Source organism: Actinomyces sp. oral taxon 180 str. F0310, assembly GCF_000185285.1.
GTDB lineage: Bacteria > Actinomycetota > Actinomycetes > Actinomycetales > Actinomycetaceae > Pauljensenia.
Genome location: NZ_GL622194.1, coordinates 1,078,273 through 1,100,228 on the forward strand (window position 1 = coordinate 1,078,273; position 21,956 = coordinate 1,100,228).

Genomic DNA, 21,956 nt, shown 5'->3' on the forward strand with positions numbered 1-21,956 from the left:
GCAACCTCACGCTCAAGGGGAGGAACCTCCCGCAATAGTGTGCGCACACACACGCGGGCCACGACGCGCGCGAGCGCCACATTCCCTGCAATCGACATGAAAATGCGCGGGTGAGCGACCGTGCGGATCGCTCACCCACGCCACCTTCGCTCGAGCGTTTGCCACCTTCCCAGCGCAGCCAAAACGAAAATGAAACGAAAGTGTTCGTCACCGGCGAGGAAAGTCCCCGAAGCTCGCGCAACGAACGCTTTACTCTCCCGGCGCACGCACCCCGACCGTGAGCAACAGATTGCCATACAGGCGCTGCTCTCCCGTGGCCACGATGATGCCCACATCCTCGGCGCGCGCGGCGTCATAGAAGTCGAAGCGGGAGAGTTCACCAAACTCCACGCCCGGCAGCGCCTCGCGGAACTCCCCGTGAATGGGGATGTCCACCGGCTCGGCGTCGGCGGCGGGGGTCATGATCTCCGCTCGCTCGATCGGGATCGTGTGCTTGAGCACCTCCAGGACCTGGAGGACATCCAGGAGGCCGGGAGCCAGGTTCAGCGACACGAGCTCGCAGCGCTGCGATACGCCCGTCGTGTGAGGATAATTGGCGTCCGCCAGCAGGATCTTCGACCCGTGTCCGGCGGCGGCGAGGGCGCGCAGGAACTGCGGGTGAGTCATGGGACCGTAGAGCATGAACGTGCCTTTCTATAGGTGGGAGCTGGCCCGGATGACCAGCTCGGGATCGATGACGATGTCCTGGGAGGGGCCACCGCCCATGAGCGATCGCACGAGGCGAACCGCCGTGCGCCCCAGCCTGTCGAAGGGCTGGTGGATCGTCGTGAGCGGCGGCGCGTAGGAGTCGGCGCCGTCGATGTCATCGAAGCCGACGACACGCACATCCCGAGGGACCACTCCCCCACGCTCATAGATGTAGCGCATGGCCCCCAGCGCGAGCTGATCGTTGGCGGTCTGGATCCCCTGGGGCAGACGGCCGGCGGCGCGCATCACGTCGTAGCCGTCGCGCGAGTCCCACGAGTCGGGCTGCAGGACCGCCGGGGTGACCCCGTAGCTCTCGCACGCCTGCTCGTAGCCGAGCCTGCGCATCTGCGCGTCGGACCATCCGAGCGGACCGGCGATATGGACGACGTCCGTCAGCCCCTGGGCGAGGAGGTGCTCGGTTGCCAGGCGCGCCCCGCGCACGTTGTCGACCGCGACCGTCGAAATACCATCGAGGCCCTTTTCGCTCGTCAGCACGAGAACGGTCGGAAAGCGCCCGCCGGCCTCAATGGCGACGTCTATCGTGGGATCCTGCCCGCCCAGGATGATGACCCCGTCAACGTCGAAGGGGGCAAAGTCGCTCCTGAGCTGGCCGTCCGGCCCGTAGGCGTAGGACAGGGAGACGTGATACCCGGCCTGGGATGAGGCGTTGAGGATCGAGAGGAGAACACGCCCGTGCCCGTGGAACATCGGGGCCGCCAACACGACCTGCAACACGTTGGTGCGCTTGGCCGCCAGCGCCCGCGCCGCGTAGTTGGGAACGTAGCCGAGTTCGTCGACGAGCTTGGCGATGCGGGCGCGAGTCTTCTCCGACACCTCGGGGTCTCCGCGCACGACGCGCGAGACGGTGTTGGTGGACACCCCCGCGCGCCGCGCGATGTCGGCGAGCGAGACCTTCTTAATCGCGGGACGGGGTGTGGACATGGGTCTGTGCGCTTGCTGCGATGACGGATGCGCGCTCGTTGGCGGCCAAGGCGCCGATTGTTTCGAGTTGGGCGAGGAGAGAGCCGAAGGTCGAGGCCTCGATGGGGCCGCGCACGACGGTAACTCCCGCGATCTGGGCCGTCAGATCGCACAATAGCCGGTTGCGCGCTCCGCCCCCCACGAGGTTGAGCTGGTCGGGAGCCCTCCCCGTGGCCTGGGTCAGCTCACCGATCGCGCGCGCGTAGCGGCGGGCGAAGGATTCGATGATGACGCGCACGTATCCCGCCATCGAGTCGGGACGGCTCGCCCCCTGCGCCGCCAGCGCCTCATCGATCTTGCGCTGCATGTCCCCGGGGGTCGCGAAGGCCTCTTCGTCCGGGTCAAAGGTGCCCGGGGCGGGCGGGAGGGCGCGGGCCTGGGCGACCAGCTCGTCCGTGTCCGTGGGCGTTCCTTCGCGCTCCCACTGGCGTTGGATCTCCTGGAGGATCCACATGCCCGTGATGTTGAACAGCGGGCGCACTCCCCCGTCGGTGCGACCCTCGTTCGTGATACCGAGTTCGAAGGCCGCGTCGCTCATGAGGGGTTCGTCCTCGATGGCACCGAGGACCGACCAGGATCCGCACGAGAGGAAGTAGGCGCGCTTACCCTCCTCGATGGGCAGGCCGTGCACGGCGCACGCCGAGTCGTGGGCGCCCCCTCGCACGACGCTGAGGGTTTCGAGGCCGGCAACGGTGCAGGGGCCAACGACCGTGCGGTCCGCGTCTAGCGTGCCGAACCAGTCGCGCGGAATGCCCAGACGTGCGAACACCTCGTCGTTGAAGCCCGCGCCGCCCGGGGTCAGTAGGCCCGACGTGGAGGCGATCGTGCGAGACCATCCCACGACGCCGGTGAGTCGGTACGCGAAGTAGTCGGGCAGGAACAAGGCGGTGCGCACGCGCCGGGCGTCGCTCGGGTTCTCCTGCAGGAAGGCAAAGAGCTGGTTCGCCGTGTTGATGGTGGCAGGTTGGTTGCCCGTCAGGTCAAAAAACTCCCGGTCGGCGATGCGGCTGCGGAAGTTGTCCAGCGTCCGGGATGTGCGCTCGTCGCGGTAGGCAACCACGTCGCCGATCAGGCTTCCGTCCTCATCGAGAGGCGCCCAATCAACTCCCCACGTGTCGATCGACACCGTGCGGGCGTCGGGGAAGCGCTCAAGGGCCTTCTTCAGGCCGACGATCGTTTCGGCCTCCATCGTCGCCACGTCCCAGGTGAGGGTCCCATCCTCGCGGCGCTGGGCCTGGTGCTTGAAGCGGTGAATGTCGGTGACGACCAGGCGTCCGTCGTGAAGCGTTCCGGCGAGGACTCGCCCGGACGCGGATCCGAGGTCAACAGCAAGTACGGTGGTCATTGAAGGTCTCCTGTGGTGCGCCCTCGCTCGGCGTCACCCATCGTTGGGTGGAACGCGGCTTTCCTCATCGACGAGGCCGGGGCCGCGGCCCGGTATCGATCGGAGCCGGGTGACCCGTTCGGGCTCGGGGAGAGAGGACACCCGAGCCCGAACGGGAACTATCTCAGCGGTACATCGGTCCGAAGGTCTGGCAGGCGCGGAAGTCTGCGCCCTCCGGGGACTCGGTGCCGAACAGCGACCACGCCTTGGGACGGAACACCCGCTCCTCGGGCACGTTGTGCATGTTCACCGGAATGCGCAGCATGGACGCCAGCGTGATCAGCTGGCCGCCGATGTGGCCGTAGCTGATGGCACCGTGGTTCGCGCCCCAGTTATTCATCACGTCGTAGACGCTCTTGAACGCGCCCTCGCCCGTGAGGTTGGGGACGAACCAGGTCGTGGGCCACTCGATGTTGGTGCGCTCTTCGATGGTGAAGGCGACCTCGTCGGGCAGCTCCACGGAGTAGCCCTCGGCGATCTGCATGACCGGGCCCAGGCCGCGCACGAGGTTGATGCGGCACATGGTCATGGGCATACCGCCGGAGGTGCGGAAGTGGGTGGAGAAGCCGCCGCCACGGAAGTAGCCGGTCGACGCCGGGTGGAAGGTCGTGGCCTCGAGGGTGGCCTCGCGGTCCTCCTCCGTCAGCTCGTACCACGGCTTGATGACGGGCTTGCCGTCGCGCAGCGCCTTCCCGGCGCCGTCGAGGGTGGTCGAACCGGAGTTGCGCAGGTCGAGCAGGCCGGCTGCAGCCAAGCCCTCGGGCTTCCAGCCCGTCGCCTTCTCAATGGCTTCCGGGCTCCAGTAGGTGCGCACGTCGGAGAAGATCTGCGGCGTGTTGGTCAGCAGGTAGCCGAAGAGCATGGACGCGCCGTTGAGGGAGTCGTTCTCCGTGGCGACCACCGAGGGCTGGCGGATCCCGGTCCAGTCGAAGTTCGTGTTCAGGATGGTTTCGAGCACGTCGCCGTTGGGGAAGTGGTCGGTCCACTGGCGCTGGCCCTGGAAGCCCGCGGCGATGGCGCCGTGGCCACCCGCCTCCTCCTCGAAGCCGAGCTCGGCCAGGCGCGGGTTGCCGTGCATGAGGTCCCGGCCGATGAGCGTCATCTTGGTGACGAACTTCCACCAGTCCTCGTGCTTGTCGGGGTACTGCCACTCCGGCGGGTTCCAGTCCTTGCCCTGCGTGAAGTTCTCACGGATCCACTTGTAGGCCCGTTCGTACTCCTCGTGGTCGTAGATGCCCTCGTCGATACGGCGCGTGAACTCGCTCATGTCGATGTACTCGTTGCGCATGCCCAGGTAGGCGCCGAAGAAATCGGGGTTGACGACGGAGCCGGCGATGCCCATCGACACCGAGCCCATGGACAGGTAGGCCTCGCCCTTCATCTGTGCGACGGCCAGGCCGGCGGTCGCGTAGTCCAGCAGGCGGGTGCGCACGTCCTCGGGGATCGAGGTGTCATCCGCGTCCTGCACGTGCTCCCCGTAGATGCCGAAGGCGGGGATGCCGATCTGGGCGTGACCGGCGAGTGCGGCGGCCAGGTAGACGGCTCCGGGACGCTCGGTGCCGTTGAAGCCCCAGATGGCGTGCGGCATCGCCGGATCCATGTCGGTGGTTTCGGTGCCGTAGCACCAGCACGGGGTCACCGTCACGGTCAGGCCCACGTTGTTGGAGCGGAACTTGGCGGCGCAGGCCTGCGCCTCGTGGACGCGGCCAATCGTCGTGTCGGCGATGACCACCTCGACGGGGCTGCCGTCGGGGTAGCGCAGCGTGGAGGTAAAGAGGTCGGCGACGGACTTGGCCATGTTCATGGTCTGCTCTTCGAGCGCCTCGCGCACGCCCTTGCGGCGCCCGTCGATCGTGGGTCGGATTCCGATACGGGGGTGTTCAGTCATTGTTCCTTCATCCCTCTTGAAGATGTCGATGTCATAGCGCGGGGGTTCTCACCCCCTCGGATCCTGTGAACTAGTTGGCGCCGGGTCCGCGGGTCCCGCCCCACTGGGCGGGACCCGCGTCGGGCCACCGACTCCGGCGTCTACGTCGTCGTCAGCCCCGGCCTCGTGCCCGCGTGAGCCTCACTCACTCGTAGAGGTTCGCCTTGATCTCGGCGTTGTCGATGTTGGACTTGTCGTACCAGGCGAAGCCCGAGTCGATGACCTTGGGCAGCTCAGCGCCGTTGAGGGCGGCGACGGCAGCCTTGACCGTGTAGTAGCCGATCTTGACGGGCGACTGGGTGACGGCGCCGGCCTCGGTGCCGGACTTGATGGCGTCCATCTGGGTCTTGCCGGAGTCGAAGCCCACGACGGTCACGTCCTTGCCGGACTCAGCAACACCCTGGACGATGCCCGAAGCCGCGGCCTCGTTGGAGCCGTACATGCCGACGATGTCGGAGTTGGCCTGGATGATGGACAGCGAGGTGTCGGCTGCCTTGGTAACCTCACCGGCGATCTGCTCGTCGAGGAGCTTCAGGTCCGCGGGGGCGTTGGCCTTGAAGTACTCCTTGAAGCCCTCGCAGCGCTGCTTGCCCGTGGTGGAGGTCGAGTCGTGGCATACCATGCCGACCGAGCCCTTCTTACCCTTGAGCAGCTCGATCATGTGCTTGGCGGCCTCGGCGGCGGCGGCCTTGTTGTCCGTCTGGACGGTGGTGACGGGGATGTCGGACTCAACACCGGAGTCGAAGGCGACGACCGGGATGCCCTTGCTGTTGATCTCCGAGAGGAGGTCCGCAGCGGCCTTGGAGTCGAGGGCGGCAAAGCCGATGGCGGCCGGGCCGGAGTCCAGCGCGGACTTGAGCTGGTCGGTCTGCTCGGTGACCTTCGTTTCGTCCTGAGGGCCGACGAAGTTGACCTTGTAGCCCAGCTCGTCACCGGCCTGCTCGGCGCCTTCCTTCACGGCCTGCCAGAAGCGGTGCTGGAAGCCCTTGGACACCAGGTAGACGGTCTTCGTGCCGTCTCCCTTCACGGCGGCCTTCTCCCAATCCTGCTGGTTGCCCGAGGTGTCAACCTTCGTGGCTCCCGAGGACTGGCCGGTCTTGGAGTCGCCGGACTTCGTGGCGGTCGAGTCGGTCGACGTCGTGCAGGCAGCCAGGCCCAGGGCCATGGAGCCGACGGCGGCGGCGGCGACGATACGTCCGATGGGGCGCATTGGTGTTCCTTTCGTGGGGTGGCGGGGTCATTCCCGCCCTTGGTGAGTGTGAACCGACGTCGGTTCACGGGTGTAATTGGGACGAATAATGAATCAGGCTGCGTTTTCGCGGATGCGACGCAGGTTGTCGATAACGACCGCAAGGAGCAGGACGATACCGGTGACAACGAACTGCCATTCGGCGGCGATACCCATCATCGTCAGGCCCTTCTTGAGGGTTTCCATGAGGATTGCGCCGACGAGCGCGCCGGGGATCGAGGCACGGCCACCCGACAGGGAGGTACCGCCGATGACGGCCGCGGCGATGACGTTGAGCTCCATGCCCACACCCTCAGCAGGCTGGACGAGGCCGTTACGAGCCGAGTACAGGATCGCGCCGATAGCCATGAACGCACCCGCGACCACGTAGATGATGATCTTCCACAGGCGGACGTTGACGCCGGACAGGCGCGTGGCCTCCTCGTTGGAGCCGATCGCGAGGGCGTAGCGCCCCAGCAGGGTCTTGTTCATGAGGAAGGTTGCCAGGACCGTGAGGACCACGAAGATGATGACAGCGTTGGCAACGTAAGGGATGGGCGTGCCCGAGGCAATGAACTTGTAGCCGGGGTTGGCGATGGAGATCGAGGCCTTGTCGGAGATGATCAGCGCGAGGCCTCGGGCGACCATCATCATGGCGAGTGTTGCGATGAAGGGCGGCAGGCCCAGGATCGAGACGTTCAGGCCGTTGACCAGGCCGATCGCCATGCCGACCAGGAGGGTGAGGACCAGGCCCGCACCCAGCGGCAGGTTCATCTTGTCTCCCGCGAGGAAGATGCCCGCCATGACTGCGACGAGGCTCAGGCCAGTACCAACCGAAAGGTCGATGCCCGAGGTGGCGATCACGAAGGTAGCGCCGAGCGCCATGACGCCAATGTAGGCCGACTGCAAGACGATGCCCAGGTAAACCTCGCGAGTGACGAACGCAAAGTTGGGCACTGCAAAGCTAAAGAATGCCAGGACCACCAGCAGCGCCAGTGTGACCAGCAGCAGCTGCATGTTCCTCTTCAGGAAGGCCGCAACAGGCGACGGCGCCTCCAGTCCCTTGTTGTCGACGACGGTGCTCACGCAAGTTCTCCGTTCGCTTCTTCCTGACCGACGGTGGCCAGTTCCATGATGTTTTCTTGGGTGGCTTCCTCGTTGGTGAGGGTGCCGATGATGCGGCCGTGGGCCATGACGGCGATGCGGTTCGCCAGGCGCAGGACCTCGGGCAGCTCCGAGGAGATCACGATGATGGCCTTGCCCTGCTTCGCGAGGTTCTCCAGCAGCGTGTAGATCTCGTCCTTCGCACCCACGTCAATGCCGCGCGTCGGCTCGTCAAAGATGAGAATGTCCGAGTCGCGTTCGAGCCACTTGGCGACGACGACCTTCTGCTGATTGCCGCCCGAAAGGCTCCGCAGCTCCACGTCCACGCTGGGGGTGCGAGTACGCAGCTTCTTCACGTAATCCTGGGCGATCTGACGCAGCTTCTTGGTGGCCACCACGGTGGCCTTCGTGAAGTGGTCCATGGCGGCAAGCCCCGTGTTGAACGAGATGTCCTTATCCAGCAGGAGGCCGTACTGCTTGCGGTCCTCGGAGAGGTATCCGATGCCGTACCTCACCGCGTCCGAGGCGCTCTTGATCCTGACCTTCTCGCCGTGGACGTAGATGTCGCCCGCCGTGTGCGGGTCTGCGCCGAAGAGGGCGCGCGCGACCTCCGTGCGGCCCGCGCCAACCAGGCCGGCGAAGCCGAAGATCTCGCCCTTCTTGACCTCGAAGGAGACGTCGTGGACGACCTTGACCGTCGAGAGGTTCTCGACGCGCAGGACCGCCTCGTCGGACAGCGGCTTGGTGGTGGGGCGCGCGTCGGCTGGGACCTCGCGGCCGACCATCATCTTGACGACCTCGCTCATGGGAGTCGAGGCGGTCTCCACCGTGCCGATGTACTTGCCGTCGCGCAGGACCGAGATGCGGTCGGTGAGCTCGGTGAGTTCGGGCATGCGGTGGGTGATGAAGATCAGGCCGGTCATCGGGCAGACGAAGTCGCGCACCAGCTTGAAGAGAGACTCGGTTTCGGTTGTCGTCAGGGGCGCCGTGGGCTCGTCCATGACAAGGATCTTGGAGTCAAACGACAGCGCCCGGGCGATTTCAACCATCTGCAGGCGCGCGACCGGCAGGTCCCGGCAGTACGCCGTGGGGTCGATGTCCATGTTGAGGCGCTCGAACAGCTCGCGAGCATCGCGAACCATCTTGCGGTCGTTGACGTAGGTCCACGTGGACGTCTTGGGGCGTCCAATGTAGAGGTTCTGGGCGACGGTCAGGTCTGGAACGATGTTGAGTTCCTGGTGAATGATCGACAGCCCGAGCTCACGCGCGTGCTCCGGCGACTGAATGTCGACCTTCTCCCCCTGCAGCCAGATCTCGCCACCCGGGTCGGATTTGTGGATACCGGTGAGGACCTTCATGAGCGTGGACTTGCCCGCTCCGTTCTCACCGCAGAGGCCCAAGACCTCGCCGGGTCGAAGGTCGAGGTCCACGTCGGACAGCGCCTTCACGCCGGGGAATGTCTTAGAGATCCCCTTGAGCTCTAGTAAGTTCGTCACTTCTCACCCCTTGGGTACCAGTAACTTCTCTGTTTCTGGAGTTTGCTCCTCCGCTTTCGTTAACGCTAACGGAAACGAATCCGGAAGACCGCCCTCTTTGGCGTCTCTTCAAGAGTAGAGCATTGTGGGGCTCGGCGCGAGCCAAAAGAGTCGCGCCGCAACCAAATCGTAACTCGATGCCCCGCGCGCTAGCCTGACATTTTCCCGCTATTTCGCAGATTAGCGAGGACTTCGCGCGCGACACCATCGAGCCATTCCCGCTCAACAACGCAGGCGCTGAGCACGAGCCTCCCCCTCACCCGATCGTGAGGGATCCCCTCTCTTTCCCACTCGTCAACACCCCGCACACGAATGGTTGTTGGAAAAGTTCCGTGAACGTTCACGACGCGCCACCACGGAACGCCGCCTCCCCAGTCGCGCATGATCAGGCCGACGACTCGCGGCCCAGTGCCGAGAGCAGCAGCGATCATCCCGTAGGTCGCCGCCCGCCCCGGCGGTATCGCCTCGACGACCCGGAGCACGGCCTCGACCAGTTCCTCCCGCATTCGCTTCCTCGTCGCGGACCAGCTACGGGTGCACCCTCGACGGATACGAGGCCATCAGGCCGGTTGCTCCGCGAGCGAGGGCGCGCTTCACCTGCCCGGCATTCGTCACGATGTGTGCAATCGTCGGCCTCTTCGCCGCCGCCAGGGTCTTCCACACCTGCGCTTCCGCGTTCCATTCCATGCCGAGCACATCCCACTGGGTAAGCCGCGCCCCCGCCACCTCGGCTGGGTAGAGCATGGCCATGGTCCGATATCCGCGAGCCTTGGCTCTGGCCGCACTCGTCCCCTTGGCAAAGGTCTTCCACAGGACGCGACGCTCGGGATGACCTCCAAATGCCCTGTGCAGGTAGTCGAAGAGAGCCTTCTCGGAGGCCAGGTCTCCCTTGTTCTTCTGATCCTGGGAGGAGGTCGTCTTGTGGTCGATGGCGAGGACGACGGTGGCTGGAATGCTCGCGACGATGTCCGTCAAGCGCATGAACGGCCCCGCTTCCTGACGCAGCGTGCGCAGCGTCGACCACGGAGTCTTCCAAATCTGATAGTTGGTTCCCCGCACGGTTCGCGCGGTCGTCCAATCGTGGATCGCCACGAACTCCCCCGACGCGCAGCGCCGCACGGAGACCTCCAGCGCCGTGAAGCCCGCCCGGAGCGAGGCATCCAGCCCCCGGCGCGTGAACTCCGGGTATTCGCTTCCTCCCATCCGGTGACTGATGTAGAACGGTCGCCCGGCGAGGAGCCTTGCGACCATGTCGGCGCCTGCCGCCTGGACGGGGGCCGAGGCCTCGCCGCCGCTGAGCGGGTGCACTCCTGTGCCCGAGCCGCCGGTCTCAAGCGCGACCACCGGGTTTGCGCCACCGGGACGCGCCGCCGCGGAATTCTGCGTCCTTTGCCCGGGGGTCACACTCGGCGAGCTCATCGCCCTCGCGCGGGTATCAATGCCGCCAGCTCCGGCTTCAATGGTGGGGTCGGTTGCCATGGATACGGGCCCTCCGGTTGTCGTGACGCTTGCGAGCGGGGCCTTGCTGCGGTCGAGATAGCCCGCGGGGCAGTCAACCCCGCCTCGACGGCGCTCCGCTGAGCGATGTCTGCCCCATCGATACTATCTCGGTTAGTCGAGAACCCGGCTCGCAGAACACTTGAGTTGTCGGACGAGGCATGCTGGTTGCGGCTGGCCCCGGGCAGTGTGGCGGGACGGATTCGAGGGGCTGTGGGGCGAGGGACCATCCGGAAGGCTGGGCCTGGCCACTCTGAGACCGTACCGGCGTTGAAGTGGGGGAATTTCTACATGTTGGAGCCTGCGTCGGCGTGTCGTCGGCGTGTCGCAGGAAGGACGTAGAAAAAGCCCCGGTCGGCCGCGCGCTCGCCTAGCCCGGCGCGGGCACGTAAAAGCCCCCGACCCTGCGGGTCGGGGGCGACAAGCTCCTGCGACTGGATTCGAACCAGTAACCGTCCGATTAACAGTCGGATGCTCTGCCGTTGAGCTACGCAGGATTGCGACAAGAGAAGATACTAGCAGAGCCGCCAAGCGGCTGGCAACTTGGAGGCACCTCGCCCCTTATGCTGCACATCACGTCGGCGGCTACGCTCCGACCCCGTCCCAACAGGCACGCGCACGCCGCTACCTGGCGAGGCTTCCACGGACCTGCAAAGCGGCGGACCCGCGCGCCTCACTCGGCGCTGCGGGTCCGGCGGGCTCGCCACGCGCAGAGCGGCAACGTCCGCGTCATCGCCACTGCGGGTTGTCCGTGTCGACGCCTCGCGCGCGTGCAACGTGCTCGATCGCGGTCGCCAGCCACCGGGCGAACCCCTCCTGCTGGGAGTCGTAGTGGGAGCGGAAGCCCTCGTCGCGCAGGTAGGCCCGCGAGATCAGGTAGTGCTTCGCGGGGCTCACAGGGAAGTACTCGCTCAGCGCCTCCCTGTGTGCGTCAACCAGCTCGGCGGCCCGGTCGCTGTCGGTGGCAACGCCACCGCGAATGGCCTCGATCATGTCCGATTCGATCTGCTGGATTCGTTCGACGTTGGCCTGCCACTCGTCTTTCCGCCACGAGGCGGTACGACGGTGCCACTCCTTCCAGTCGTCGGTCTCGCCGTAGCATTCCTCGGCTCGAGCCTGGTGGGCCGCAAAGTCGGCGTCGTCCAGGATCTCCCCGATCTCTTCGACGGTGAGCGCGTTATCGTTCATTGCATCCTCCAAGAGTATGTCCAGTGCTTCAATCATCTTGTCCGTCTCTCGACGCTGAGCAATGAGGCTCTCCCGCTGCCGCTTCAGGTGCGAGGCCCCCGACTCTCCGGAATCGAGGAGCGCCTTGATGTCCGTCAGCTTCATCCCAGTCGCTCGGTAGATGATGATCCTCTGGACGCGCGCGCAGTCCTCGACCGAGTAGAGCCGGTAGTTCGACCAGCTTCGCTCGGCGGGAGCCAGGAGGCCCTGCGCCTCCCAGTGATGCAGCGTTCGCACCGTCAGCGAGAATCGCTCGGCGACTTCGCCGACGGTGTAGAGAGTCTTGTCATCGCTCATGGAAATGATCCTGAAGCCTCACGTCGCGTCATGGTCAAACGGAAGAGTGCGTGTGCAGCACAGATGCATCGTGCCACAGACATTCCTGTTGGGCCCACCCCCCCCCGCGTCGACACGCGCCCAATGCCGGCGCCTGCGCCCTCGTCACCGCACCGACGAGGTTCCAACCACGCCAGGGCGGCCACCCCTGCAGCAGCTGTGGGCCCCCACCCGTGGTCACGGTCTTCCAACGGGGATGCGGCGCGCAGCGCTCCGCCACGGTGGAGGCCTCCCGCCGGGCATGCAGCGGGCTGCAACGCACCACGGTCCCGATTTCAGGCGAGCGCGCAACCAACCTTGACGAGGCGGCGAAGCGCGCGATCCACACCTCAACGCCCCGCGAACACGCAACCAACAGCATGACGACAGCAAGGAGGCATGACACCAGTGAGAACGAGCCACCGTCTGGAGGCGCGTGCAAGAAGGCTCAACGCTTCAATCGGTGTGAAGGATGCCCGAAGGCTGAAGAGGCGACCGGTCGCCTCAGAGGATTCAACCCGATCGGGAAGAATCAACCCGATCAGAAGGGGTTGAATCCTCCCGATCAGGTGCGCGCCTCGCCCCCGCAAGAATATTCACGCATCCGACCGCCACGAAGCGGCTTGCGACACCGAGAACATCGGCGGGCCGGGACACGGACCAGCCCCACCGGGCGCCACCGCGTCGGGGAGGGCCACGAGGCCAGGCTGCAGCGCCCAATGGCGGTGCCCGAAACAGCAGCGAGACCACAAGCAAACACACGGCCACACACGCGCAAACCCCGCCCCGCGGATGCGGGACGGGGCGTGCTCACCCGACGAGGGGTGAGAGTCTGACAGAATCAGACGGGGAACGTCACTTGAGGGTGACCTTGCCGCCGGCCTCTTCGATCTCAGCCTTGGCCTTCTCGGCGTCTTCCTTCTTCGCGGCGGGGAAGATGGTGGAGGGCGCGGAGTCAACCAGGTCCTTGGCTTCCTTCAGGCCCAGGCCGGCCAGGTTCTTCACGACCTTGACGACCGCGATCTTCTTGTCGCCAGCGGACTCGAGGACGACCTCGAACTCGTCCTTCTCTTCGGCGGCGGGGGCGTCGGCGGCCGGGGCGGCAACGGCGACGGCTGCGGGGGCAGCGGCCTCAACGTCGAAGGTCTCCTCGAAGAGCTTCACGAAGTCGGAGAGCTCGATGAGGGTCATTTCCTTGAAAGCTGCGATGAGCTCGTCATTGGAGAGCTTAGCCATGAGTGGCATCCTTCCTGATTGGCCTGCACGAGTGCAGAATGTTGGGGTGTTTCACGCAGCCCGGATGGCGGCGTGGAACATGGCCTGTCTCGTCAGGCCGCTTCGCTCTGCTTCTCGCGCAGAGCATCGATGGTGCGCACTGCCTTGACGGGCAGAGCGTTGAATGCGAACGCCGCCTGACCAATCTTGGCCTTGAGGACGCCTGCGGCCTTGGCCAGCAGGACCTCGCGGGACTCGAGATCGGCAAGCTTCTTGACAGCCTCGACGCTCAGGGGAGCGCCGTCCATCGCGCCGGACTTCAGCACGAGGGCGGGGTTGTCCTTAGCAAAATCACGCAGCGCCTTGGCGGCCTCGACGGGCTCACCGGAGACGAAAGCGATGGCTGTGGGACCCTTGAGGTCCTCAGCCAAGAAGTCGAGACCGACCTCCTTGGCTGCCAGCCGCGCCAGCGTGTTCTTTGCCACGGCGTAGGTCGCGTTCTCGCCCAGGCCGCGACGCAGCTGCTTGAGCTGGCCAACGGTCAGGCCGCGGTACTCGGTCAGCAGGACAGCGTCGGCTGCGCGGAAACGCTCCACGAGCTCGGCAACTGCTGCCACCTTGTCGGACTTCGCCATGGTCCTCCTTCCAGATACGTGACCGCAGGCACGAAAAAACCCGACACGCAGGATCGTGTCGGGCGTACGCTCGATTGCAGCAATGTGCTGCTCACTCACCTGCGCTGGATTTTCCTCCACTATCGTGGACACCAACGGTCTTCGGCAAGAATTAGCTTAACAGGGCGCGCAGGGCCATGCAAGCAACGGGGCGAGCATCACAGGCGAGGCCGGGACAAACTCGCCGCGCCCACGATCCACCGCTGGGCACACCATCGTACTCGCGAGGCCGGGTCACGACGAGCATCAGACGAGCTTCCATCCAGCTGCCCGCGAGCGCGCGTCCCAGAACACCCGGTATTGGCCGCCCGATTCGGCGTAGAGCTCCTCGTGCGTGCCGATTTGGGCGACGCGCCCGGTGTCGTCGAGAACCACGATGTGGTCGGCGGCCGTGATCGTGTCGAGCTTATGGGCTATGACGATGAGGGTGGCATCACGCCGCAGGGCAGCCATCGCATCGGTGACGCGCGATTCATTCTCGGGGTCGAGGGCGCTCGTGGCCTCGTCGAACAGGACGATCGGGGCATTCTTGAGGAGGGCGCGGGCAATGGAGACGCGCTGGCGTTCGCCTCCTGACAGCGCGCGGCCACCCTCCCCGACGGGGGTGTCCCAGCCGAGGGGTAGGCGCCGGACGATGTCATCGACACCGCTCAGACGAGCCGCATCCTCGATGTCCATACGGCTGGCATGGGGGTTGCCCACGCGCACGTTGGCCTCGAGAGTGTCATCGAAGAGATAGACATCCTGGAACACGAGGGAGAGCTGGGCCATCAGGTCGGCGGTCTCCCAGTCGCGCACGTCGCCGCCTCCCACGCGCACACTGCCCGCATCCACGTCGTAGAAGCGCGCGACGAGGCGCGCAATGGTGGTCTTGCCGCAGCCAGAGGGGCCGACGATCGCGGTCATGGTTCCGGGGTCCACGCGGAAGGATACGCCTTGCAGGACCGGGTGGTCGGCCTCGTAGGAGAAGGAGACGTCCTCGAGGGAAACGGATGCGCCCGACGAGGCCTGGGCCTCGTTCGCGGATCGCCGACCGTCGGGCGTCGGCAATTCGGGTGCGGAGAGGATCTCATGGCTGAGGTCCAGGACGGGGCGCCGGGTTTCGAACGCGGAGGCGAGCGCACCAATGTCGACGAGGATCTGCGTGAAGCGCAGCAGAAGGCCAATGGAGACGACCGCTTCCACCGGGCCGACGGTACCGGCTACGGCGAGCCAGCCGATCACGCAGATAAGCGTCACGACGACGGTCTGGGCGGCCATGCCGTTGACGACCTGGCCGAGGGTCTCCCTTATGAGTGAGCGGCGCGCGACCGCCCCGTACTCGGATTCGGCCTGCTGGAGGGGCTCGTAGGAGGAGGCGCGTCCGCACGCGCGCAGGGCGCCCTGCTTGGTCGCGTATTCGACGATGCGGTGGGACAGCTCGCGGGCGGGAGGCTCTTTCATTGCAGCCCCCGACCGCAGGCATCGTCGGGCCACCCACACTCCTCCGCCGACGACCGGGATCGCGGCCACGCACACCAGTGCGAGGACCGGCGAAAACACGGTGATGCCGACGAGCATCGTCAGCGAGGTGACGATCGCGGCGATGAGGGGCGAATACATGTGCGCGAAGATCTCACCCAGAACCATGAGTTCGCGCGAGACGAGGCGCGACGTCTTTCCGGCGGTGTCGCCGCGGAAGGAGCCGAGCGGCAGGGAGGCAACCTTGTCGCCGATCGCTCGGTGCATGTTCGACAGGAAGTCGAAGGCCACCGAATAGGAGCGCATGGCCAGGAGGTACTCGACGACAAAGGAGGTAAGGGCGCACAGGGCCAGCACAACGAGCCACGATCCCAGGCGCAAACCCCACGCGGAGCTGCCCGAGGTCAGGGTGATCGCAGCCGGGATGAATGCGACCAGGGAGAAGCCGCGCACCGCGCCGACGATGCAGGACAGGAGGGTTGCCTGGGCGAAGTCGGCTCGCCCCTGCTCGGAGAGGGGTTCGCGCAGGCGGGTAATGAGACCGAACATGTCAGTGTCCTTTCACGGGTGAGCTCATGCGACGCATGTACGGGTGGTCGGCGAGCTGGTTGGGCGTGCCCAGCGCAATGAGGCGGCCTGCCTCGAGGATGGCAATCTGGTCGACGCCGGCAATGGATGCTGCACGGTGCGCGATGACCAGGACCGTCTTGCCTTGAACGAGGCGGGTGAGCGCCGCCTGGATATCGGCTTCGGCCTCCGGGTCGGTGAAGGCCGTGGCCTCGTCGAGGACAAGGATGGGGGCATCGACGAGGAGGGCTCGAGCGATCGCGATTCGCTGAGCTTGGCCGCCAGAGGGATGCGCGTCCTCCCCGATGACGGCATCGAGGCCTCGGGGCAGAGAACGCACGTAGTCGTCGATACGAGCGGCCCCGGCGGCCTCCCACACCGCGTCGTCGCTGGCACCCGGAACGCCGAGCGCGATGTTATCTCGCACGGAGATATCGAGGAGCTGCGGATCCTGGAGGACAAAGGAGACGTGCCGATAGAGAACGTCGGGGGCTATGTCGCGCACGTCGATCCCGCCGATGCGCACGCTCCCCCTGTCCGGGTCGGCGAAGCGCGCGACCAGCGTCGCGAGCGTCGATTTTCCTGAGCCGGAGGAACCCACGAGGGCGGTCACCGAGCCCTCGGGGATCGTCAGGCTCACGTCGTCCAGCGCAAGGGTCGCTCCGTAGGAGAAGGAGACGCCATCAATCTCGATGTCAGCTCGCTGCGGCTCTGCACTTCCCTTAGCGGGCAGCGGATCGACGGAGAGCAGGTCCACGATGCGCAGCGCTGCAGCCCCGGCGATCTGGTAGGCCCACGTCGTCGTCCCCAGAACCTCGATGGCCGCCGGGATGACGAGGGCGATGAGCGCGCAGGTGATGACCTGGACCGGACTCACGATCCCCGTGGCCGCGAGCGCCGAACCGCCCGCCGTGGAGATGAGCAGGATCAGGGAGGGGGACACGGTCGCCTGCCCCAGCGCGGAACCCTTCAGCAGCGGACCGCACCAGTCGACGTAGAAACGGGAGAAGTCCTCGGCGGCCCGTGTGAATCGCTCGTGCGAGCGCCCGACGGTCCCGAACGCCTTGACGACGCTGATGCCGGACACGAATTCGACCATCGTGGACGAGACGCGGGAGAGGTGTCGGTCCATCTCGGCGGTCTTCTCCCCCATGCCTCGCATCATCCACGCGTTGAGGAGTCCGTAGACGGGCAGCGTGGCGATCGACAGGAGTCCGAGTCGCCAGTCGACGACGAAGGCGTAGATGAGCAGGGATGCCGGCGCGCTCACGGCAGCTGCGGATTCGACGGGCGCGTGCGCGATGACCGTGTGCACATCGTGCGTGTCGTCCTGAATGGCCTTGCGCACGGCCCCCGAGTTCGTGGATGTGAACCAGGCGAGGGGCGCTGCGGCGAGGACGCCCACCATGCGCGAGCGCACGATGTGCCCGAAACGCACGTCCGCGAAGTGGGTGACGGTCAGAGCGACGAAATAGATCCCGTAGCGCACGCCGAAGGCACCCGTCAGCCACATGAGCAGCGTCATCACCTCACTGCGGTCCGGGGCAACGCCCGAGCGCGCCGCGTCCAGCAGCACTTCCCCAAGCTGGACGAGGACCACGTAGGGGGCAACCGCGAGCGCACCGTAGATGAGACCGAGCACCCGGGACAGCATCATGGATCCACGGATGGGTGCGGTCAGTTCTTTGAAGGCACGCTGACCCGCCAGGTGGGCCGCGCGCGGGTCTTCCATGCGTGCTCCGTCGTCATGCGGGTCACGTGGGGACGAGGCAGTGGTGTCCTCGCGCTCGTCGGTGTCGTTCATTGGTGGTCTCCTTCGCGAGCACGCTTGGTGCCCATAGGGGTGAGCGTGATGAGTTGGTCCGCGCAGGCTGAGGCGAACTCACCGTCGTGGGTGACGACGATGACGGCTGCGCCTTCGCCCGCGACGCGGCGCAGGGTGGAGGTGATGGAGTCGAGGTGCCGGGCATCGACCCCAGACGTGGGTTCGTCGAGGATGACGACTCGGCGCCCGGTCGCCCGGGCGGCGGCAATGACGAGGCGCTGTTTTTGCCCTCCCGACAGACTCAGCGGATGCCGCTCTCCCAAGTGCGCGAGGTCGAAGTCGGCCAGGAGCTGCTCCCCGGCTTCGCCGCTCGCCTCGGACGCTCCGATCGTCAGTTCACCTGCGAGCGTGTCGGAGAACAGCTGGCGTCCGGTGTCCTGCATGACGAGAGCGCACGCGGCGCGCCGCTGCCGGCGAGTCACCTCCTGGCCGTCCAGGGTGATCGTCCCGGAACCGGGAGCAGCCAGCCCGCACAGCACGCGCACGAGGGTCGTTTTCCCGGCGCCGTTCTCTCCCGCGATGCAGGTGATCTGCCCTGCAGGAAAATCGACGTCAAACCCCTCGAACACACGAGCGTTCCCATAGGAGAAGCTCAGGTCCCGGCAGGACAAACGGGCACGGCCATCAGGCGAGGCCGCGTCCCCGGGGTCCCGCACAGGCACCCACGCCTCGGGAGGCCCAGGGTCCACGAGGGTCCGTAGGCCGAGCGAGCGCCGCTGCGCGTCGTCCAACGAGTAGAACTCCTCGCCAGTCCATCGACGCGTGATCCTTCCGCCCTCCATGAGGAGCACCTGGTCGGCGAGCCCACGCAGGAAGTGGAGGCGATGCTCGACGACGAGGATCGTCATCCCCTGGCCTTTGAGGATCGCGAGGGCGCGTCGCACGTCTGCAATGGCTTCGGGGTCGAGGTTAGATGTCGGTTCGTCGGCGAGGAGGACCGGGGCACCGGATGCCAGGGCGCAGGCGAGCGCCACCTTCTGCAGCTGGCCGCCCGAGAGGGTGGACAGCTTACGGTCCATCAAATCTACGATGCCCATGAGGTCGGCGGCGCGCTCGCTGCTCTCGATCAGGGCCCGGCGGTCGCGGCCGTAGTTTTCCCCGCAGAAGGCCAGTTCCTCGGCGACGGTGTCGCAAAAGAACTGGGTGCGGGGGTTCTGGAAGACCGAGGAGCACAGGTGACCGACCTCGGTCAGGGAAACCTCGGTAAGGTCACGCCCGTTGATCCGCACCGCGCCTTCCAGTTCTCCCGGCGTCATCTGCGGGACGAGGCCGGTGAGCGCCCGCATGAGCGTCGACTTCCCGCAGCCGGAGGACCCGCACACGAGCGTGAGGGTGCCCGGCCGGGCGGACAGGTCGACCCCGGCGAGCGCGTCAACGCGATCACCCGTCAACTCGCTGACGTAGGAGAACGACAGGGATTCAACGTCAATCATGGGAGTACTCCGAGGTAGGCGCTGAACTCAATGGCGAGTACGCCGGCGACGCACACGAGGGTCGCCGCGTCCCAGGCGCTGGCCCGCAGCCGCGTCAGCGAGGTGGGAGGCGTGGGTCCACCCAGGCCTCGGATGACGCTCGAAGCCGCCAGGTCGTCGGCCACGCGCGCGATGGAGGACAGCAGAGGGACGAGGAAGTGCTCGGCGATCACGAGGGGGTGACGCAGAACACCGCGAATCCCGAGGTCAACGCCGCGCATCTCCATCGCCTCGCGAATGGCGACCGCCTCCGCCCCAACCGTAGGGATCACACGGAACGCGACGGCGAGGGCGTCGACGAACACGCGCGGCAGGTGAAGCGCACGCAGCGCCGCCTTCATCTGGCCGATCCGCGTCGTGCGGTACACGTAGAGGGCGAGGCCAAAGCCCGCGAAGAAACGCGCGAACCAGAACGCGATCGCACTGCATGTGCCGATCGCGAGGACCACGCCACGCGGCGAGGCCACGGCCTCGAGCCACGCGACGAGGAGGGGCGAGCCGAGGCTGATTGCGTCGCAGACGAGGCACCCGAGCCCGGTGCGCGCTGCGGTGGTGCCACTCACCTCCCACAGGAGGGCAAGCACCGCGAGCAGCTGCACCACCAGAAGCGTGGATGTGGGGCTCGCGCGCATGACGAGCGCGTTGAGGACGAGGAGGGCGAGGAGCTTGGTGCGCGGATCCAGCCTGCTCGCTGACTCGCCTGGGGCGTCCTCAGCGAGCGAGATCTCAGGCAACGCCGGCCTTCGAAAAGTGCTTGCGCAGCAGGAAGCGCCCGATGATTCCACCGATGCACGCGACGATCATCGCGACGACGACCCACCCGCCAATGACTGCGGGGCTAAAGAGCGCCCGCATGCCGTTTGCGTAGTCCTGGCCCATCTGGGAGGCAACATTCGCGTAATAGGCGTCCGGAGCGAAGAAGATCGGAGCGAGCGGACCGATCATCCACAGGGAAAACAGCATGTACGCAGCGATGTTTCGCGGGGCGCTCACGTAACCGCCACCGCGGGCAATGAGGTCGCCCAGGAGGCCAAGGATGAGAGCCGCCGGCACGGTCACCCATGCGTGACCGGTCACCACCATGAGGAAAGCGACGACGCCTCCCATGATCGTGAGCGTGCCGAACATGCGCGAACGCACCAGCATGAGGAGGACGACCGGCCCGTTGAGGAGGAGGCCGACGATCCAGCCGACGAACATGAATGCCGGCCCGAAGAAGCCCAGCATCCCCGAGCACCACATAAGAACGAAGTAGACGGCGGTAAAAGCACCAATCGTGACGGCCGAGCGCGCCTTCGTGACACCCAGCCCCGCAACCTGAGACAATTTCGCGACCCTTCACGAATATAGGTTTATAGAAGCGAATTAAGGTTACCCTATTCAATGCCCAGGTTATGTGACCTATGTCCCTCATTTCGCATTCAGGCACGGATCGATCAAGCCACAGACCCCGCTAAAATGCCGGGTCCCCGTGCGCCCATCGCGCACGGGGACCCGAATCGCCTGACTAGCGAGAGAAGCTCACTTGTCCAGCAGGTCCTTGACCTTGGTGACATCCACGGGGATGCCGGGGCCCATCGTCGTGGCGACGGAGCCCTTGATCAGGTAGCGGCCCTTGGAGGAGGACGGCTTGAGGCGCAGAACCTCATCCAGGACGGCGGCGTAGTTCTCGGTGAGCTGCTCGGCCGAGAAGGAGGCCTTGCCGACGATGAACGCCAGGTTGGCGTGCTTGTCGACGCGGAACTCGATACGACCGCCCTTGATCTCCTTCACGGCCTTCGCGACATCCATGGTCACGGTGCCCGTCTTGGGGTTCGGCATGAGGCCGCGGGGGCCGAGGACGCGGCCGAGGCGGCCGACCTTGCCCATCAGGTCGGGGGTGGCGACGGCGACATCGAAGTCGGTGTAGCCCTTGGCGACCTTCTCGATGAGCTCGTCGCCGCCGACCTCGTCGGCGCCTGCGTCGATCGCTTCCTGAGCGCGCGGACCAACGGCGAAGACCAAGACCCGGGCGGTCTTGCCGGTGCCGTGCGGCAGGGAAACGGTGCCGCGGACCATCTGGTCCGCCTGGCGAGGATCGACACCCAGTCGGAAGACGACCTCAACGGTCGAGTCAAACTTGGTGACGGTGGTCTCCTTGGCCAGCTTCATGGCCTCGAAGGGGGTGTACAGCACGTCCGCGTGGACCTTCTCGGCCGCTGCGCGGTAGCTCTTGGAGCGCTTGGTCATTCTGCTTCTTCTCCTTGCAGTCGTGGGTGTCGGGCAGCGCCTGCCCTACCACGGGGGGGTGGTTGGTGTCAGCCTTCGACGGTGATGCCCATGGAGCGGGCGGTGCCGGCGATGATCTTGGCGGCGGCCTCGACGTCGTTGGCGTTGAGGTCAGCCATCTTGGACTCGCCGATCTCGCGAGCCTGAGCCATGGTGATCGAACCAACCTTGGCGGTGTTGGGGGTGCCGGAACCCTTCTGGACGCCGGCGGCCTTCTTGATGAGCTCGGCGGCGGGCGGCGTCTTGAGGACGAACGTGAAAGAACGATCCTCGTAGACGGTGATCTCGACGGGGATGATGTTTCCACGCTGAGACTCGGTGGCCGCGTTGTACGCCTTGGTGAACTCGACGATGTTCACGCCGTGCTGGCCCAGCGCGGGGCCGACGGGCGGTGCGGGGGTGGCGGCGCCGGCTGCGATCTGAAGCTTGATCAGGCCGGTGACCTTCTTCTTCGGTGCCATGAATGCGGGTCTTTCTACTGAAGTTCTGGCCGACGGATGCCGGTCAGGTCGGCGCGACGGGCGGCGTC

19 protein-coding genes and 1 tRNA gene are annotated in these 21,956 nt (G+C 66.0%); all 20 read right to left on the bottom strand.

What is annotated here, in order from left to right; genetic code table 11:
* Positions 1–249: 249 nt before the first annotated feature.
* Positions 250–681 (bottom strand): RbsD/FucU family protein, encoded by a 432-nt coding sequence (locus tag HMPREF9006_RS04650; RefSeq protein ID WP_009212405.1) that lies wholly within the window; start codon positions 679–681, stop codon positions 250–252.
* Between the two features lie 12 nt (positions 682–693).
* Positions 694–1,689, bottom strand: a complete 996-nt coding sequence (locus tag HMPREF9006_RS04655; RefSeq protein ID WP_009212406.1) for a LacI family DNA-binding transcriptional regulator — start codon at positions 1,687–1,689, stop codon at positions 694–696.
* Positions 1,664–3,073, bottom strand: coding sequence for a rhamnulokinase (locus tag HMPREF9006_RS04660; protein WP_009212407.1), 1,410 nt, complete (start codon positions 3,071–3,073; stop codon positions 1,664–1,666). Before HMPREF9006_RS04660 ends, HMPREF9006_RS04655 begins: the two co-directional genes overlap by 26 nt.
* A gap of 163 nt (positions 3,074–3,236) precedes the next feature.
* A complete protein-coding gene (locus HMPREF9006_RS04665) occupies positions 3,237–5,000 on the bottom strand; it encodes an L-fucose isomerase (RefSeq protein WP_009212408.1) in 1,764 nt (587 codons plus the stop codon).
* Positions 5,001–5,184: 184 nt separating this feature from the next.
* Entirely contained in the window at positions 5,185–6,249 is a 1,065-nt protein-coding gene (locus tag HMPREF9006_RS04670; protein ID WP_009212409.1) for an ABC transporter substrate-binding protein, read from the bottom strand.
* Positions 6,250–6,342: 93 nt separating this feature from the next.
* On the bottom strand, positions 6,343–7,353 hold the full coding sequence (locus HMPREF9006_RS04675) for an ABC transporter permease (RefSeq protein WP_009212410.1): 1,011 nt from the start codon (positions 7,351–7,353) through the stop codon (positions 6,343–6,345).
* Positions 7,350–8,867 (bottom strand): sugar ABC transporter ATP-binding protein, encoded by a 1,518-nt coding sequence (locus tag HMPREF9006_RS04680; protein ID WP_009212411.1) that lies wholly within the window; start codon positions 8,865–8,867, stop codon positions 7,350–7,352. Before HMPREF9006_RS04680 ends, HMPREF9006_RS04675 begins: the two co-directional genes overlap by 4 nt.
* Positions 8,868–9,055: 188 nt before the next feature.
* The gene (locus HMPREF9006_RS04685) at positions 9,056–9,412 is read right to left on the bottom strand and encodes an MGMT family protein (RefSeq protein ID WP_009212412.1); all 357 of its coding nucleotides are present in this window, start codon (positions 9,410–9,412) and stop codon (positions 9,056–9,058) included.
* A 22-nt stretch (positions 9,413–9,434) separates the two neighbouring features.
* On the bottom strand, positions 9,435–10,385 hold the full coding sequence (locus HMPREF9006_RS04690) for a glycerophosphodiester phosphodiesterase (RefSeq protein ID WP_009212413.1): 951 nt from the start codon (positions 10,383–10,385) through the stop codon (positions 9,435–9,437).
* Positions 10,386–10,828: 443 nt separating this feature from the next.
* A tRNA-Asn gene (locus HMPREF9006_RS04695) sits at positions 10,829–10,900 on the bottom strand.
* A gap of 232 nt (positions 10,901–11,132) precedes the next feature.
* Positions 11,133–11,927, bottom strand: a complete 795-nt coding sequence (locus HMPREF9006_RS04700; RefSeq protein ID WP_009212414.1) for a MerR family transcriptional regulator — start codon at positions 11,925–11,927, stop codon at positions 11,133–11,135.
* Between the two features lie 873 nt (positions 11,928–12,800).
* On the bottom strand, positions 12,801–13,181 hold the full coding sequence (gene rplL, locus HMPREF9006_RS04705) for a 50S ribosomal protein L7/L12 (protein WP_003792291.1): 381 nt from the start codon (positions 13,179–13,181) through the stop codon (positions 12,801–12,803).
* 92 nt (positions 13,182–13,273) lie between these two features.
* A complete protein-coding gene (gene rplJ, locus HMPREF9006_RS04710; protein WP_009212417.1) occupies positions 13,274–13,795 on the bottom strand; it encodes a 50S ribosomal protein L10 in 522 nt (173 codons plus the stop codon).
* 285 nt (positions 13,796–14,080) lie between these two features.
* Positions 14,081–15,844 (bottom strand): ABC transporter ATP-binding protein, encoded by a 1,764-nt coding sequence (locus HMPREF9006_RS04715; RefSeq protein WP_009212418.1) that lies wholly within the window; start codon positions 15,842–15,844, stop codon positions 14,081–14,083.
* Position 15,845: 1 nt separating this feature from the next.
* Positions 15,846–17,666: an ABC transporter ATP-binding protein gene (locus HMPREF9006_RS04720; protein ID WP_009212419.1), complete on the bottom strand. Its 1,821-nt coding sequence runs from the start codon at positions 17,664–17,666 to the stop codon at positions 15,846–15,848.
* Complete coding sequence (locus tag HMPREF9006_RS04725; protein WP_009212420.1) at positions 17,663–19,120, bottom strand: ABC transporter ATP-binding protein; 1,458 nt, start codon at positions 19,118–19,120, stop codon at positions 17,663–17,665. Before HMPREF9006_RS04725 ends, HMPREF9006_RS04720 begins: the two co-directional genes overlap by 4 nt.
* Positions 19,117–19,893 (bottom strand): energy-coupling factor transporter transmembrane component T family protein, encoded by a 777-nt coding sequence (locus HMPREF9006_RS04730; RefSeq protein WP_009212421.1) that lies wholly within the window; start codon positions 19,891–19,893, stop codon positions 19,117–19,119. Before HMPREF9006_RS04730 ends, HMPREF9006_RS04725 begins: the two co-directional genes overlap by 4 nt.
* Positions 19,886–20,485, bottom strand: a complete 600-nt coding sequence (locus HMPREF9006_RS04735; protein ID WP_009212422.1) for an MptD family putative ECF transporter S component — start codon at positions 20,483–20,485, stop codon at positions 19,886–19,888. The genes HMPREF9006_RS04730 and HMPREF9006_RS04735 overlap by 8 nt, the downstream gene beginning before the upstream one ends.
* A 195-nt stretch (positions 20,486–20,680) precedes the next feature.
* Positions 20,681–21,388 carry a 50S ribosomal protein L1 gene (gene rplA / locus HMPREF9006_RS04740; RefSeq protein WP_009212423.1) on the bottom strand — a complete coding sequence of 236 codons (708 nt, stop codon included), beginning with the start codon at positions 21,386–21,388 and terminating at the stop codon, positions 20,681–20,683.
* A 68-nt stretch (positions 21,389–21,456) separates the two neighbouring features.
* A complete protein-coding gene (rplK, locus tag HMPREF9006_RS04745) occupies positions 21,457–21,888 on the bottom strand; it encodes a 50S ribosomal protein L11 (protein WP_009212424.1) in 432 nt (143 codons plus the stop codon).
* Between the last annotated feature and the right edge of the window lie 68 nt (positions 21,889–21,956).

Excerpts from the sequence above, each read along its gene's own strand:
- HMPREF9006_RS04670 (WP_009212409.1), bottom strand. The coding sequence starts at position 6,249 with ATGCGCCCCATCGGACGTATCGTCGCCGCCGCCGCCGTCGGCTCCATG.
- HMPREF9006_RS04650 (WP_009212405.1), bottom strand. The coding sequence starts at position 681 with ATGCTCTACGGTCCCATGACTCACCCGCAGTTCCTGCGCGCCCTCGCC.
- HMPREF9006_RS04685 (WP_009212412.1), bottom strand. The coding sequence starts at position 9,412 with ATGCGGGAGGAACTGGTCGAGGCCGTGCTCCGGGTCGTCGAGGCGATA.
- rplL (WP_003792291.1), bottom strand. The coding sequence starts at position 13,181 with ATGGCTAAGCTCTCCAATGACGAGCTCATCGCAGCTTTCAAGGAAATG.
- rplA (WP_009212423.1), bottom strand. The coding sequence starts at position 21,388 with ATGACCAAGCGCTCCAAGAGCTACCGCGCAGCGGCCGAGAAGGTCCAC.
- HMPREF9006_RS04665 (WP_009212408.1), bottom strand. The coding sequence starts at position 5,000 with ATGACTGAACACCCCCGTATCGGAATCCGACCCACGATCGACGGGCGC.
- HMPREF9006_RS04725 (WP_009212420.1), bottom strand. The coding sequence starts at position 19,120 with ATGATTGACGTTGAATCCCTGTCGTTCTCCTACGTCAGCGAGTTGACG.
- HMPREF9006_RS04720 (WP_009212419.1), bottom strand. The coding sequence starts at position 17,666 with ATGAACGACACCGACGAGCGCGAGGACACCACTGCCTCGTCCCCACGT.
- HMPREF9006_RS04715 (WP_009212418.1), bottom strand. The coding sequence starts at position 15,844 with ATGTTCGGTCTCATTACCCGCCTGCGCGAACCCCTCTCCGAGCAGGGG.
- HMPREF9006_RS04690 (WP_009212413.1), bottom strand. The coding sequence starts at position 10,385 with ATGGCAACCGACCCCACCATTGAAGCCGGAGCTGGCGGCATTGATACC.
- HMPREF9006_RS04700 (WP_009212414.1), bottom strand. The coding sequence starts at position 11,927 with ATGAGCGATGACAAGACTCTCTACACCGTCGGCGAAGTCGCCGAGCGA.
- rplJ (WP_009212417.1), bottom strand. The coding sequence starts at position 13,795 with ATGGCGAAGTCCGACAAGGTGGCAGCAGTTGCCGAGCTCGTGGAGCGT.
- HMPREF9006_RS04660 (WP_009212407.1), bottom strand. The coding sequence starts at position 3,073 with ATGACCACCGTACTTGCTGTTGACCTCGGATCCGCGTCCGGGCGAGTC.
- HMPREF9006_RS04655 (WP_009212406.1), bottom strand. The coding sequence starts at position 1,689 with ATGTCCACACCCCGTCCCGCGATTAAGAAGGTCTCGCTCGCCGACATC.
- rplK (WP_009212424.1), bottom strand. The coding sequence starts at position 21,888 with ATGGCACCGAAGAAGAAGGTCACCGGCCTGATCAAGCTTCAGATCGCA.